The following is a 14,146-nucleotide window of genomic DNA, read 5'->3' as shown; positions in this document are numbered from 1 at the left end:
CGGCGCGTTTGGCAAACTGCTGTGGCCGGAGCTGGCTGCCTCCCCCTCTGCGGCCGATGAAGCATGGTTGCTGGCGCTATCGGCTGACGCATGCAGGGCATCGACAACTGCTGCACCATCAAACATCCAACGCGGCTCCAAAGCCACTATCAGGGGAGCGGTCAATTGCCTGGAGCCTCTCTTGCCATGTACCGGATCTCTACTCATCATGGTTGCCTTTACTCTTCCTGTTTTGAAGAAAACACCATCTGCTCATAACAGAATTGTAGCAACCGGCTTGCTGCACCAACAGCCAAACAATATAGATAAAATCAGACAAATTGTGCGTATGTTCGTGCACAAAAGGTATATTAATTGGATCAAATCAAACCAATTTGTACCCTTTCAAACAATGACTGGCAGAATTATACCTGTTGCAGGCATAGTGGTTTGGTGGTTGGCAGGCAGAAATGCAGAGGATGCCAAAGGAGGCAATGGAGTGCGTTGACAGGGGGGATGAAGCCGAATGGCCGGAAAGTTGGCTCTTTTCCGGCAGGCGGCGAATGGGGTGAATAAAATGCAGCGCACAGGGTATAAACAGTCAAGCAGCGCCACGTTCCACAGAGGCGGCCAAGATTACCAACCACGCAACAGCCCCCATTCTTCAGCTCCTGCAGCAGCCCATGCCGACAACCGGAGAGCACTTGCCTGGGCGCTACTGACTGGCGCAGCACATCTCTTGGCAGCCCTGCCGGCAGTTGCTGACGACCTCTCCTTCGTTATCCCGCAACGCTTGACACGACACGGCTCCCAGGATTTTCCAGAGCTGATTCCGCTCGACAAGGTGCTGACTGCAGCAGGCACCATCACCTACAGCCATCCGGCAGCCACACCCTGGAATCCCATTGGCGAGGCACTCAACAACCTTTCCGCACCGTTGGCAATCTCCGGCCACTCTGGGCTGGCCGCTACCGAGGTTCTGGCTGCAAGAGTGGGGCAGCAGTGGTCCGCCGATAGCCGTCTCATTGCAGCCTTTCGCCACGAACGGCAGCAGAGCTATAACGCAGCCGATGGCCAAGCCATCAACAGCGGCTTGCGCCGCGAGGCCGAATATCTGCTGGCGCAAAAAGGCAGCAACAATGGCTCCCGCTTGACTCTCTATGCCGTTCGCGACCTCTTTTCCGACAGCAAGGTGCCGCAATACAATCTGGATGCCCCGCAGTTGCAACGTCAATTGCTTTCTCTGACCGCCAGCTCCCTGCCCCTGGAGGGCTATTTTGACCGTTTGGATCTGCAAGGGGGGTGGTATCAGATGACCTTGCTGGCCGACAATGAATCCTTGCGTGAACCGATTGCCCAACGCATTGCTGTGGAAGGGGATGCCGGATCCTGGCAGGCAAGCGCCCGTTTTTCCCGTCGTGAGGGGGGATGGCTCACCTTTGCAGGCAGTGTGGATCACTATGACTCCACCCGCTATGGCCATGAATATGGTCCCAACCGCATCACCGCCATCCGCATGCCTGATGCCCAGAGCCAAAAAATGGCGGTCGAAGCGGGAAGCAGGTGGCAACAGAATGCCCACAAGCTTGAAGGGGGGTTGCGCCTGGATCTGCAACAGAGTGATCTGGAGCGTGCCGATCAACGACCCAATGCTCCTGGAGCCGCCGGAGCTTTCTACAATTTTACTCCCAGAGAGCTCTATCAACGCTATTATGGCAGCAGAGAGCTGAATCGGTCGCTGCTGGAGCCCAGTGGCCGTCTGCGTCTGGAATATCAGCCCGATAGCCAACAGTTATGGTTTCTGGATGGACGCCGCGCAGTACGCATGCCCGAACTGGTGGAGCTCTATATGGCCAACTCCGGGGTGGCAGAGCTGGTACAGGTGGGCAATCCGCACCTGAAGGCGGAAAAACACCATCGCCTCGAAGCCGGTGGGCGCTTCAAGGGCGATAATTTTGTGCGCTATGGTCGGGGCGGCAAGGCTGGCAGCCTTGAATTGCGTCTCTCCGGCTTTGTCGATCATATCAAGGATTTTATTGCCATTGAACGGGCGCACGGGCAAACAGGCATTTTGCGCAACGATGAAGGCTTTGTGCAACGCAACCTGCAGGCCAACCTGCTGGGGCTGCAGGCGGAGCTGTTGGGCAATATCCGCCCTGGCCTATCCACCCGACTGCATCTGCTGGGACAGAGCGGAAAAAATGTGACGGAGGGGACTCCTCTGTACCAGGTGCCGCCGTTGGAGCTCAACCTGTTTGTCGATGCCTATGGCGAAGAAGAGCCCTGGAACAGCGGCCTGCGTCTGCGACTGGTCAATGAGCGGCGTGCTGTCGATACGCGCAATCATGGCAGCAATGGCCCCGACTGGGGGGGAGCGATGGCAGGCTTTGCCACTCTGGATCTGTATGGCGGTTATCAAATCAGCAAGCAGTTGGCGCTCTCTGCTGGTCTGGCCAATGTGACCAATCGCCTCTACCGGGAAGCGCTTCCCGAAGCGCCACAAACCGCCACCACCCGCTCACTGCCAGCACCCGGACGCACCCTGCATCTGCAGTTCTGTGCCAGCTTCTGACGGCGCTGGCAGTAGGGACAAAACAGCACCTCTCAAGCACCGGTGAGGCAGCGCAGCGGCGCCGGAAAGGCATAGCCCACTCCATAGACCACCTTCACCGGCAGATCCATGCCGGTCTCCAGGCTGATTTTGCGGCGCAGACGGCGCACCACCGCATCCAGATTGCGTTGCTCATCGCTATTGACCCGCCGCAGCAGCAGACGCACCAGCTCCTCCCTGGTGCAAGGAGCGCCACGACTCTCCTCCAGAGCCGACAAAAAGCTCATTTCGGTACTGGTCAGCGCCGCACTCAAACCGTTGGGCGACGACAGGGTCCAGTTGACCTTGTCCAGAATCCAACAGTTGCCCCCCACAGGAAGCTCGGCCGCAATCTGCGGCAGGCGGCGCAGAACGCTGCGCAAGGTCGCCTCAATCTCGCGCAATGTGGCACGCTTGACCAGATAGGCATCGGCCCCCTCCTCAAGAGCCCGGATGCGCGAATCCGGCTCACCATAAGCGGTCAAAATTACCGTACCACAGCCCGGAAGTTGGCTGCGAATCTGCGGCAGCAGTTGAAAACCATCGCCATCCGGCAAGCCAAGATCCAGAATCACCGCATCCAAACGGTTGTTGAGCAGTTGCTGCCGGGCCTCCTGCAGCGAAGAGGCTCCGTAGACCTGATAACCTTTGGCAGTCAGATAATCCTCCAGATCAGCGCGCAGCGATTGTTCATCTTCAACCACCAGAATGCACACTTCGTTGCTCATCTCTTCCCTCTCCCGCTCGGCAACTGCAAAGTGACCACAGCCCCGCCATTTTCTCTGTTGCCTATCTCAATGCGACCACCATGATTATTGACAATCTGATCGACGATATACAATCCCAAACCACTGCCGGGGATCGTGGTGGCGTTGGAACCGCGAAAATATTGCTGTCTGGCCGAGGGCAACTCGGCATCCAGAAAACCGATGCCGGAATCCTCCACCCGAATCGTCACCCATTCGGCATCGTCTTGCAGAGTAATCAGAATGGGTAGTATCTCTTGGAGCGAAAACTTGATCGCATTGTTGAGCACATTGGTCAAGGCCAGCAAGATCATCTCGCGGTCGCCATAGAGTCGGATCGGATGATCGATTGCTTGCAGTTGCAACTCTTTGACCGCGCCGCTGGCCTCCACCAGATCTATCGCCTCACGCACCAAAAGTTGGGCATCCAACTCCTGTTTTTGGGGATCATCCATGCAGTAGCGTTCGGCAATCAGCAGATCCTGGCTCAAGCGGGAGAGCCGCCGTACTGCCGAACGAATGGTGCCGATCCGTTTTTGCGCGCTCTCCGGCATATTTTGGATCAACTCCGCCGAGCGATCGATCACCGCCAGCGGTGTGCCGATCTCATGACCCAGCACGTGCATAAAACGACGCCGCTCATCACGGTTGCGCAACTGTTCATCCAGGGCTGCTGAGACCTCGGTTTGCAGACGAATACGCCACTGCACCTCCAAAGAAAGATCATCATTACGCTTGCGCAACTGCCATGACAGCTTTTCGCCGACCATGATCAGCAGACAGACAAACATAAAGTTGCTTTCGATACAGAGCAAAAAATAGAACCATGCCTGTTCGGTTGAATAAAAATCGGCACCGCTCCACGGCACGACTGCCGCCTGGGAGAGTCGTTTCAGCACCGTGAGCAACATCAAAGCCTGGTTGATGAGGGTCACATAGTGCAACAGACGGGTCTGGTTCTGTTCGAGCAGCATCAACCAGAGCATCCGCCCGATGAGCAGAATGCTCAACAGCGAAGAGACGATGGTTCTGACCTGCACGCTTTCATGGGCTGGAATGTATAATTGCGCCACCGGCCAGAAGATGATGCTGAACAGGATCACCACCCAGGGCAGCCAGCGCAATCTGGGTTTATTCAACAACTGGGCCATCCCTTCGGCGGCCATGGCCTGCGATGCGTTGAACAGGGTATTACGCAATGTGACCAAGGGGATGGATTGCGCTGGCAGCATCCAGACTGCCACCCCGAAAGCCAAAAAACCGCCAGCAGTCGTCGCCAATCCCTGGATATTGCGATGGCCGTTCCAGACCAAAAGCGCGATAAGTCCATCCATGGCCGTGACGGTCATCAGAAAGAATATCGCCGTGTTCAGATCAAGCTGAGAGTGGAGTGCATCCATAGTGAATCGATCCATGTGGCAGCAGGATCTTGAGATTTGCGGGAGTCAACCATCATCCCGTGCCCCATAAGCCGTGTGCATGATGCCCTCTGCAAGGGCAATAAATCAACTGCAAAAGCAGACAAGCGCATCAAAAAAAACAAAAAATGATTATGGAGGTACAGGAGGGGATTATGCCCTCCTGGCAGGTGAGGGACAAAGTCCAGCAAGTGGCGACGTTTTACAGAAACGCAAGCTTATGGAAATGGGAGCCACAAAGCGCAAGCGCTTGCTTGAAGATGAGGAGAGTCTGGAACAGTTGGCCATCTGTTTAATAGTGCACCCAGAGTGACTGCTGTCGGACATTGCAGAATACAATAATAACTAAGCACTCATAAACCTGCATTGAGCAACATTTTATCAATTCGGGGATAGTGTTTTCCTCGATCAACATCATCAATGCAAATTGATTCCATTTCTGGCCGTTCAGATGGAGATGGTAATGCCTTCATTCTAGCACTTTCACGCACATCAGACAAGTTGTTGGGACTACCGTACTTATAATAGCTGATAATAGAATTAATTCTACTGATCATATGACCACTCTCCTGCAGACTGAGCCTTATTTCTGGCCAACGCTCGCCAATAGCCATCCATCTCACTATCAGCGCCAAATCACCCTTCTCAATTTTTTTGCCTGAATCTTCATGAATTGCCCACAAATAACGTACCCGCGTCAGTAATTTATCCACAAGCCGAGGATTTCTCAGGCTTGTTGTTGTCAATACATCAGGAAATAAATTTACGATATGTTCACTGCTTGTTTCACCAGACCACTCTAACACATAGTGAATCTCATTTTGTCTCAATCTATTCAACCAGTCTGCAACCATCATTTTGATAGAGTCATCACTGAGAGAAGGCAAAGACAAACGAAAAGAAAATATCTTATCCAAATAGGTTCTGGGATCAAAATATTGTACATCATAGTGGGTCTTGACAGATTTTTCTGCCAGCGCCGGATCGATGGCGATGATAAAGACTACCGGGGCCTCTGTAGCGGTTAAAAAATGAAAAGCTTCCAATAAAGCCACTTGCCGGGCAGGCAAACAGCGATCCAAATCATCTACACAAATCAGCAGACGCGCTCCCTCCCCTCCCAACACCTCTCGCACCAGCGTGTTAAAATTGGCGGCCATCTTCTCCATGGGATCTTGCAAAAAAATCTCCTTCTTGATCTCCTCGGTAAAACGGTTATCCACCAGGGTATCGCCCGTATTTTTCAGGGCCCCCACCACCAACTCTGCCACTTTCTCATAATATGCCCCCATACCATAAAGATTGCTCAACCCTTTCAAACCAATCCCCACCCCGGCGGCAGCCAAACCTGCCAAGGCTTTCAGAGAGCGCTTTTTATTCTCAATAGACTCTTCGGTGTCGGCAGGGGGCAAACGCTTATGGAGCTTATGCATTAAGGGCGTCAACAAATCGGGATGAGTATATTGCCAAGGATTAAGCCAGAGCGCTCGTGGATGAATCCTGTCCCCATGAAATGAAAAACGCAATTCTTGTGACTGGTAGGTTTTGCTCGCTATCCGGGCCAGTAAATCTGTCTTGCCTCGCCCCCAACCTCCTTCTATGGCAATGACGGAGCCACAAGGAAGTTCGACAGCCATTTGCAAAATCCGTTTTGCCATCTCCTCATGTCCCAACCCATCTTTTTGCAACCATTGGGATCCTGACTCAAGAATGGATTCATCAACCACCTTCATTGCAATACTCCTTTGCAATATTATCAATCTAATGTAATAATTTTCACTTTAACACAGCGTCAACTCTTAAAGCAAATAAAATATTCCAACCAGGGCAAGCGCATTGGCACATTTTCTCACCGTTGCCACATGCAAAACTGTGCAGCTCTGGCCTCCACCCTTTACCCGCTGCGGCTATTGCAGGGGATATAAGGGCGGCAGCTTTTCCTGTTGGAGCAACGACTGTTGCGGCAGCACATCCTGCAGTTGCTGCCAAAACCTCTCCCCCTGCCAAACCTGCTCCTGGGTCGCAAAACAGCAGCGATGCAGCTCATGCAGCGCCACCAACAACTCCTGCCATCCCATGCGCTGCCAATAGTGCTGCAGATCGTTCAAATGGGCCAAACGCTGCTGCGGCCAACGCTCTTGCGCCCAGAAAAGCAAAATGCGCCGACACTCTTGCGGCGCATTGTCCAAACAGGCCCGGCGCAACGCTGCATGATGGTTCTGCTTCGGCAACTCTGAGCCGACAGAAGAGGGCGTCGACACGCGATGGCGTCTACGCCAAGAACTCCAACCCCATAACAACAAGGTCAACCCCCACCCTGTTGCCAAAACAGGCACCAACCAGTACGCAAAAAGCTCTCCCGCCGCGCTCGCTCGCTCAGAACTCTTATCGGCCACAAGCGCCGCAGGCACTGACACCGTTGGCTGGGCAGCTTTGTCTGAAACCACCACGCTGTCACTCTGCCTCTGTGCGGCTGGTGCCACCATTAAAACACGCTCTGGCAGACGGGCAATCTCGCGGCTCTGCTTTTCTACATTCCACCAGGCAATCTCAATGGCCGGCAAAACGATTTGCCCAGCCTTGTTCGGCAACAAAGCAAACTTTTCTTGACGCATGCCGATGATGCCGGTGGCCTGGCGTTGATCGGTAAGCTGCGGCTGATCAGGATAGATCTTCATCTCCCCGCCAGGCCCATTCAGCAACAACGGTGTCAGCTCTGGCAACTGCGCCGACGGCAAACCATCAGCAAGAAGGGTCAGAGTCCGAGTCACCGACTCCCCAACCTGCAAACGGGGCGGCGACTCCTGCCACTTTTCCAACAACTGCAAACGATAGGCCGGCAACCAATAACGATCCGCCATCGTCTCTGCCGGTTGTGCGCTGACCTCTACCTCCACCGCCTCTGAATGGAGACGTTTGATCTCCCCTGCTCGTCCAAGCAACGCATCATCCAATAACTGAAAAACCCCTCGGCGACCACTCTGCACATCCAGTTGCAAAGGGGGAATGCGCAGACGGCCACTCTTTTGCGGAAACAGTGCATAACGACGTTCGACCACCTGATAACGACGCCCCCCACGGTTGCTCTCAAAGCTGCGATCCTCACCCAGCTTTTCCACCACCGCCTGCTCCCCAGACAACTCTGGTTCACTCAATGCTGCACCAGCAATCTCAATGGCCCGAAAAAAACGCACCGTATACAACAACTGCCCCTGCACCATCACCTTGTCTGGAGTGACCTGCAGCTCCAGAAACAGATCTTCGCCCTCTTTTCGCCCCTCCCGTTTACCCGCAGTCGCACTGGCCGCTTGAATGTGCAGGGTCAACTCTGGACTCCATTGCTCGCCAAAACGAATCGGTGGCACGCTGATACTGCCACTTTTACGCGGCATCACTGTCACCACCCAGCGCTTTTGCAGAGAGCGTTCCCCATTGTTTGACTGCACGCGGCTCTCTTGCCGCTGCTCCAGTATGGTAAAATCCCTCTCCAACACACGAAAATCGGGCGTTGCCAACAAAGGTTGCGTCGTCGTAAACAGCAACTGAAACGACTCCTGTTCCAGCAGTGTCGTCCGATCACTCTGCACCTGCACTGCCGCGCCTGCCGGTGCAACAGCGGATAAACTGAACAACATCAGCAACAACAGGAAGAAAAAATTTCTTACCATGGCTTGATCTTCTCCTGTAACGCTCCGGGAGTATCCCGTTGCGATTGATAGAGAAATTTACGGCGCAATAGTCCACCAGGATCATCCGGGACACGACGCAGCCAAAACTGCGCCGCTTTTTCATTTTCAGTAGGCGGTGTGGCCGCTTCGCGCAGCGATAGAGCCTGTTCGCCCTCTTTGCTCTCCAGCAATTGTACCGGCGGCTGTTTCTCCTTTGCCTCTTCTGCTCTGCTGGCCTCTTTCTGACCCTTATCTGGCTCGCCGGGCGGCTTTTCTCTGCTTTGACCCTGTTCAGGCAGCGCACTGCTTGCAGAGTGTTGCTGACTCTTTTCTCTCTCCTGCTGCTGCGCACTCTTCTCTGCTGCCGCATCTTTCTGACCCTTTGCAGCATCACTCTCCTGGTTTTTTTGTTGCTTGTCCTCCTGCCCTGCCCCTTTTTTTTGTTCCTCTTGTCCGCGCAGCGCCTTCTGCACCCACTGCAGATTCTGTTGGGCATCGGCATGATCTGGCTGCCGCTGCAACACCTGCTGCAACAACTGGGCGGCCTCTGGCAAACGTCCCTGTTCGGCCAACAGAGTGCCTGCATTATACAAAGCCTGCGGCGAGCCCTCCTGCTGCCAAAGCTGCAGCGCCTTCTCCTTCTCACCTGCCTGATAGAGAGCCGCAGCCCGCCACAAAGAATCGCTGAAACGTTCTGCGGCAGCGGCAGGGTTGTTTTGCTGCCAGAGAGCCATCCCCTGTTGATCGGGACGCTGCCACCAGTCGCTCCACTCCATTGCTTGGCTGCTGTGTGGCCACAAACAAAGCCACAGCCAGAGCCACAACACCCCCCGTCGATAGGCCAAAGCCAGTAAGGGCAAAGCCGCCACAACCAACCACGGCCCCTCTTCACGCCACTGCTCGGCATTATGGGCAGTGCGGGTCAGCGACTGCACATCTTCCCTCTGCTGCAACAGGCTCTGCCAATCGCTATCCTCATTGCGCAATGGCTGATAGTCGCCACCACCAGCTTGCGCCAAACGCCGCAACTGCTCCTCTGCCAGTTTGGCAATAACAATCTCGCCATTGCTCTCTTTGAGAAATCCACCCTCTGGCAGTGGAATTGGCGCCCCTTGTGGCGTACCCACGCCAAGAATCGCCAAACGGTGACCGCTCTCGGCGACCTCGGCCACCACACTCTCCTCACCCTCCCAGCCATCGGTCAACAACAGCATTTGGCCGTGACGAATGCCACTTTGTTGCAGCAACTGCAAAGCCTTGCGCAAACCCCGCTCCGGGCGACTCCCTTGCACCGGCATCAGTTGTGGTTGCAAAGCGGATAATTGCAGCATAATCGTGGCACTGTCCTCCGTCAGCGGGGTCACCACAAACCCCTCACCGGCAAAGACCACCAGGGCTGTTATCCCATCCTGCCGCTGCCGCAACAGATCAACTATCTTTTGTTTGGCGCGCACCAGACGACTGGGCTGCCAATCGGCTGCCTCCATGGAGCGGGAAAGATCCAACACGATCACCAATGCCGAACGATTGTGCAGCAGAGGTTGCGGAACTTTTTGCCAGACAGGTCCAGCCAATGCGCCAATCAAAAGCAGAGCCACCAGAGCCAACAAAAAAACCCGGCGACGGGATGTAGAGGAGGTGGATTGCTCCAGCAGATAGGGCAGCAGATGCGGGTCACACACCTGGTTCCATACGGTGGCCCCCGCATGGCGATGCCACCAGCGCCACAACAGCCAGGGCAGCGGCAGCAGCGCCAAAAACCACCATGGCCGCAAAAAGTGCAAGGAGCTCATCGCCATGGTCGCGCCAATGCCTCCCAGGTGCAGAGCCCAGCGCCCAAAAACAGGGCAACCGCCAAGGGCCAATGGAAAAGTGGGATGAAGGGACGAAAGCGTTGCGCCTCTTGGACCACCGGTTCCAACTGATCCAGCAATTGATGGATCTCTTGCAAGGCTATGGTGTCACGAGCCCGAAAATAGCGTCCACCGGTACGGGTAGCGATGGCCGTTAACGCCTCTTCATCGAGATCGGCGGAGGGATTGACCGTTCGAGTGCCAAACAGGGTACGTATTTGCAGCTCATCGGCACCGATACCGATGGTATAGATGCGCAGACCGGCAGTAGCGGCCAACTGTGCTGCTTGCAGAGGGGTAATCTGCCCGGCATTGTTGGCGCCATCGGTCAACAGCAGCAGCACCCGGCGCTGGGCAGGCACGACCGGGCTTGCAGCCGGTGCAGCAGGAGAGGCAGGTATCTCGGTAGATTTTTTTACCGCCAGGGCAATGGCATCACCGATTGCCGTCTCTTTGCCGGGCAAACCGATCACCGCCTCTGCCAGAAAGGTTTGTACCGTGCGCCGATCAAAGGTAAAGGGGGCCTGCAGATAGGCATTGCTGCCAAAAAGAATCAAACCCACACGGTCGCCATGTCGTCGTTCGATAAAGGCACCGGCCACCTGCTTGATCGCAGTCAAACGGTCCACGGTCTGTTTTTCCAGGATAAAATCACGGGTCTCCATGCTCCCGGAAAGATCGACGGCCAACAACAAATCGCGGCCACTGCTGGCAACCGGCAAGGCTTCTCCCAACCATTGCGGTTGACAAGCGGCCAGTACCAGCAAGATCCAGGTCAAAAGAGCCAGCGTCCGCAACCAAAGCAATGGCGAGCGACTGTGCGCGGCAGGTGCAGTACGGGCAGGAAAATGCCAGAGTGCGGCACCTGGAATATGCAGCGCCGCCTTGCCAGAGGGAGGAACAGCAGGCAACAACCAACGTCCCATCCATGGCAACGGCAAAAAGAGCAGGCCCCAAGGCCAGGCAAGATCGATCATCGCCTCAACAATCCAAAAAAAATGAGACAACTAACTGCTTATTAATAAATGGACTTCACTTATCCATTTGTCAATCCTCTCTGCCATTATCGTCAACAGACTTGCACTGAGCAGCACAATCAGAGAAAATTCACTGTATGGAAGAGGAAATTATCCGGTCTTGCAACAAGGAAAACAAGAGGTGAAACTGGCTAACGGGTCGACGGTAGCCATTGTAGGAGGCGGTCCTGGTGGAACATTGAGTGCCATTTTTTTGCTTGATTTGGCCCGCCAACTGCGTCTGCAACTGTCGATCGACATTTATGAACCAAAACGGTACAACTGCACCGGACCCACTGGTTGCAACATGTGCGGTGGTGTGATCTCGGAATCTCTCATCCAGATGCTGGCCGCTGAAGGGATCCTGCTTCCCAATTCCGTGGTTATCGATACCATCAATGCCTATATCCTCCACACCGATCAGGAATCTGCCCGTATAGATGCGCCACGCCAGGAGATGCGCATTGCCACCATTTTTCGTGGGGCTGGTCCCAAAGGCTCTGAGCACCAACTGCCTCTACCCTGGCAAAGCTTTGATCAATTTCTCTTGCAGATGGCCATTGCCAATGGGGCCCGCCATCTTCCCTATGCGGTGACGGAACTCAGCCGCGAGCAGGGTTTTCCGGTGGTCAGTTGTGCCAATCAACCTCCACAACGCTATGATCTGTTGGTGGGCGCTGTGGGCATCAACCAAAAAAAGAGTTTGCAACTCTTTGAAGCGCTTGATTTTGCCTACCAACGCCCCCAAACAACCAGAGCCTATGTTGCCGAACTCTACTATGGCGCCGAACAGGTGCAGCAACATCTTGGCCATGCCATGCACGTTTTTTTGCTCAACATTCCGCACCTTAAATTTGCCGCCATCACTCCCAAAGGACACTATGCCACACTGGTCATTCTGGGTGATCATATTGATCAAGAGGTGATTGAGCAATTTTTTGCCGCTCCCGAAGTAAAAAAATGTCTGCCGCAAGGATGGGAGATTCCGGTACAACCCTGTCACTGTCAACCCAGCATTGTCGTAGGTCCAGCCAGCAATCCTTTCGGCGATCGGGTTGTCATGGTCGGTGATGCCAGTGTCTCCCGCCTCTACAAAGATGGCATTGGCTCTGCCTATCGGATGGCCAAACGGCTGGCCTATACGGCTCTGGCCCATGGCGTGGCGGCCAGCGATTTCAAGAAACATTATTGGCCGGTCTGCCGTTCCCTGCTGTGGGATAATCGCCTGGGCCATTTGCTGTTTGCCTGCGACAATCTGTTTCGCTTTTTTCCTCTGCTTCGCCAAGCGATGATGGCTGTTTTGCGTCGTGAACGCTGTCAGGCAGAGGGCAACGCTTGTCCTCTTTCCTCTGCTTTCTGGAACACCTTTACCGGCAGTGCCACCTATATGCACATTGCCGGTGAACTGTTGCAATGGAAAACTCTCTGGAATCTGCTCTCTCTATTGCGTCCAGGGAGAAACTCACATCACTAAAAAGGAGTCGTTGTAATGCTGTTTCGCAACTCGGTAGCGCAAGGCTTGGGCAAACTCTATGCTGCCGGAGAGATTATTTTCCGCCAGGGAGATCCCGCCGATTGCTGTTATGCCATTCTCGAAGGGCAGGTAGAGATGAGCTACGAAAACAAGGATGCCTGCTGGTTAAGCTTGGAGATTTTGGAAAAAAATGAAGTTTTTGGTACAACCTCACTCTTTGGAGACATGCCGCGTATCTTGACTGCTCGTGCTGTGGTGGATAGCCGTTTGCTGACCATTGATAAAAGTGGATTTTTGCAATGGATACAAGAAGATCCTACCCTCGCTCTGCGTGTTCTGCTCAGCATGGCCAACCGTTCGCATCGTCTAATCGAACAGATTGTGCAGTTGCAACAAAATCTGACCGGTCGTGACAACCACGTCACAACTTGACCACACATTATATCCAGGAATAGTATCCTGCATCCGTTCTCAACCAATTCGGGTCTGGATGAATCATCTGCATCAACAAGTGATGGAGGTTTCATTTAATCATGTAGGGGGTGAAAACATTATGGAAGCATCGGCGGCAATCGAAATAGCCAACCATTTAATCAGGGCTCTGGGATTCATGTTGGCAATAGGTTTGGCAGGAATTGTCCTTGCACGAAGAACTGGAATTCCTGATGTAGCCATTTTTCTGGTGGTTGGCATGGTGCTTGGACCACAAACCATCGGCTTTCTGGTAGGAGATGGGACCAACAGCGGCCTTACAGGTCGCATTTTTGTCGATATTGCCGGTCTGCTGGCCATTCCAACCGATTCAGCAATCAACCAAGGTATCTTGACTCTGGGAGCCGCCTATATCCTTTTTGATGGTGGGGCATCACTGCGTTTCAAAGTTCTCAGCGAAGTTTGGATCACCATCACCGTTATTTCAACCATCGGTGTCCTGATCACTGCCATTATCACAGCGGGTGCCGCATATTATATCCTGCATGTTCCTTTTATTGTTGCTCTTTTGTTGGGAGCCACCATTGCCTCTACCGATCCAGCAACCTTGGTGCCGGTTTTTCGGCAGGTACCGATCAAGGATCGTGTTGCACAAACCGTAATGAGCGAGTCCGCATTCAATGATGCCATGGGAGCCATTATCACCTTTGCTTTGTTGGGTGTGGCCATGGGAACCAGTGAATTTTCGCTCTCAAAAGCTCTCTTTGATCTGGTCCGTGAAGCATTACTCGGCATTTTGACTGGAGGTATCGTTGGCTATCTCATCATCTTTTTGATCGCCCATAAACAATTTGGTGTTTTGAACGATTTTGCCCCCATCGCTGTCCTGGCTGGCGTCATTGGCTCCTTCATGATTGCATTGGCTGTTCATGGCAGCGGCTTTATGTCCGTGTTTGTGTTTGGCATCATG

Annotated in this window: 12 protein-coding genes; 5 read left to right on the top strand and 7 right to left on the bottom strand. The window is 53.9% G+C overall.

The features are described from left to right. Positions 1–210: hypothetical protein (locus tag EJP87_RS07850; RefSeq protein ID WP_130471311.1), on the bottom strand; the 210-nt coding region annotated here is incomplete at its 3' end. Between EJP87_RS07850 and EJP87_RS07845 the strand changes: the two genes are divergently transcribed. Continuing rightward, on the top strand, positions 209–487 hold the full coding sequence (locus tag EJP87_RS07845) for a hypothetical protein (RefSeq protein ID WP_130471310.1): 279 nt from the start codon (positions 209–211) through the stop codon (positions 485–487). The genes EJP87_RS07850 and EJP87_RS07845 overlap by 2 nt on opposite strands. An 18-nt stretch (positions 488–505) precedes the next feature. After that, entirely contained in the window at positions 506–2,551 is a 2,046-nt protein-coding gene (locus EJP87_RS07840; protein WP_130471309.1) for a TonB-dependent receptor domain-containing protein, read from the top strand. Positions 2,552–2,583: 32 nt separating this feature from the next. Here the strand turns inward: EJP87_RS07840 and EJP87_RS07835 are convergent, their stop codons facing one another. The 6 genes from EJP87_RS07835 to EJP87_RS07810 all read right to left on the bottom strand — a co-directional run bounded on the left by EJP87_RS07835 (position 2,584) and on the right by EJP87_RS07810 (position 11,231). Then, positions 2,584–3,297, bottom strand: a complete 714-nt coding sequence (locus EJP87_RS07835) for a response regulator transcription factor (RefSeq protein WP_130471308.1) — start codon at positions 3,295–3,297, stop codon at positions 2,584–2,586. Continuing rightward, positions 3,294–4,730, bottom strand: a complete 1,437-nt coding sequence (locus EJP87_RS07830) for a sensor histidine kinase (RefSeq protein ID WP_130471307.1) — start codon at positions 4,728–4,730, stop codon at positions 3,294–3,296. Before EJP87_RS07830 ends, EJP87_RS07835 begins: the two co-directional genes overlap by 4 nt. A 356-nt stretch (positions 4,731–5,086) precedes the next feature. After that, positions 5,087–6,391 (bottom strand): KAP family P-loop NTPase fold protein, encoded by a 1,305-nt coding sequence (locus EJP87_RS07825; protein WP_193771230.1) that lies wholly within the window; start codon positions 6,389–6,391, stop codon positions 5,087–5,089. 249 nt (positions 6,392–6,640) lie between these two features. Beyond that, on the bottom strand, positions 6,641–8,401 hold the full coding sequence (locus EJP87_RS07820; protein WP_130471305.1) for a BatD family protein: 1,761 nt from the start codon (positions 8,399–8,401) through the stop codon (positions 6,641–6,643). After that, positions 8,395–10,200, bottom strand: coding sequence for a VWA domain-containing protein (locus tag EJP87_RS07815; protein WP_130471304.1), 1,806 nt, complete (start codon positions 10,198–10,200; stop codon positions 8,395–8,397). The genes EJP87_RS07820 and EJP87_RS07815 overlap by 7 nt, the downstream gene beginning before the upstream one ends. Next, entirely contained in the window at positions 10,191–11,231 is a 1,041-nt protein-coding gene (locus EJP87_RS07810) for a VWA domain-containing protein (RefSeq protein WP_130471312.1), read from the bottom strand. Before EJP87_RS07810 ends, EJP87_RS07815 begins: the two co-directional genes overlap by 10 nt. A 181-nt stretch (positions 11,232–11,412) precedes the next feature. Here EJP87_RS07810 and EJP87_RS07805 point away from each other — a divergent pair, with 181 nt between their 5' ends. From EJP87_RS07805 to EJP87_RS07795, 3 genes are all read left to right on the top strand, one after another. After that, complete coding sequence (locus EJP87_RS07805; RefSeq protein ID WP_130471303.1) at positions 11,413–12,744, top strand: NAD(P)/FAD-dependent oxidoreductase; 1,332 nt, start codon at positions 11,413–11,415, stop codon at positions 12,742–12,744. A gap of 15 nt (positions 12,745–12,759) precedes the next feature. Further along, on the top strand, positions 12,760–13,176 hold the full coding sequence (locus EJP87_RS07800) for a Crp/Fnr family transcriptional regulator (protein WP_130471302.1): 417 nt from the start codon (positions 12,760–12,762) through the stop codon (positions 13,174–13,176). Positions 13,177–13,258: 82 nt separating this feature from the next. Then, a partial coding sequence (locus EJP87_RS07795) for a cation:proton antiporter domain-containing protein (protein ID WP_227657524.1) occupies positions 13,259–14,146 on the top strand: 888 nt, incomplete at its 3' end.

This window comes from Candidatus Magnetaquicoccus inordinatus (assembly GCF_004217665.1).
GTDB classification, from domain to species: Bacteria; Pseudomonadota; Magnetococcia; order Magnetococcales; family Magnetaquicoccaceae; genus Magnetaquicoccus; species Magnetaquicoccus inordinatus.
Note: the sequence above shows the minus strand (reverse complement) of the source record. Positions and strands in the feature narration are given on the sequence as shown.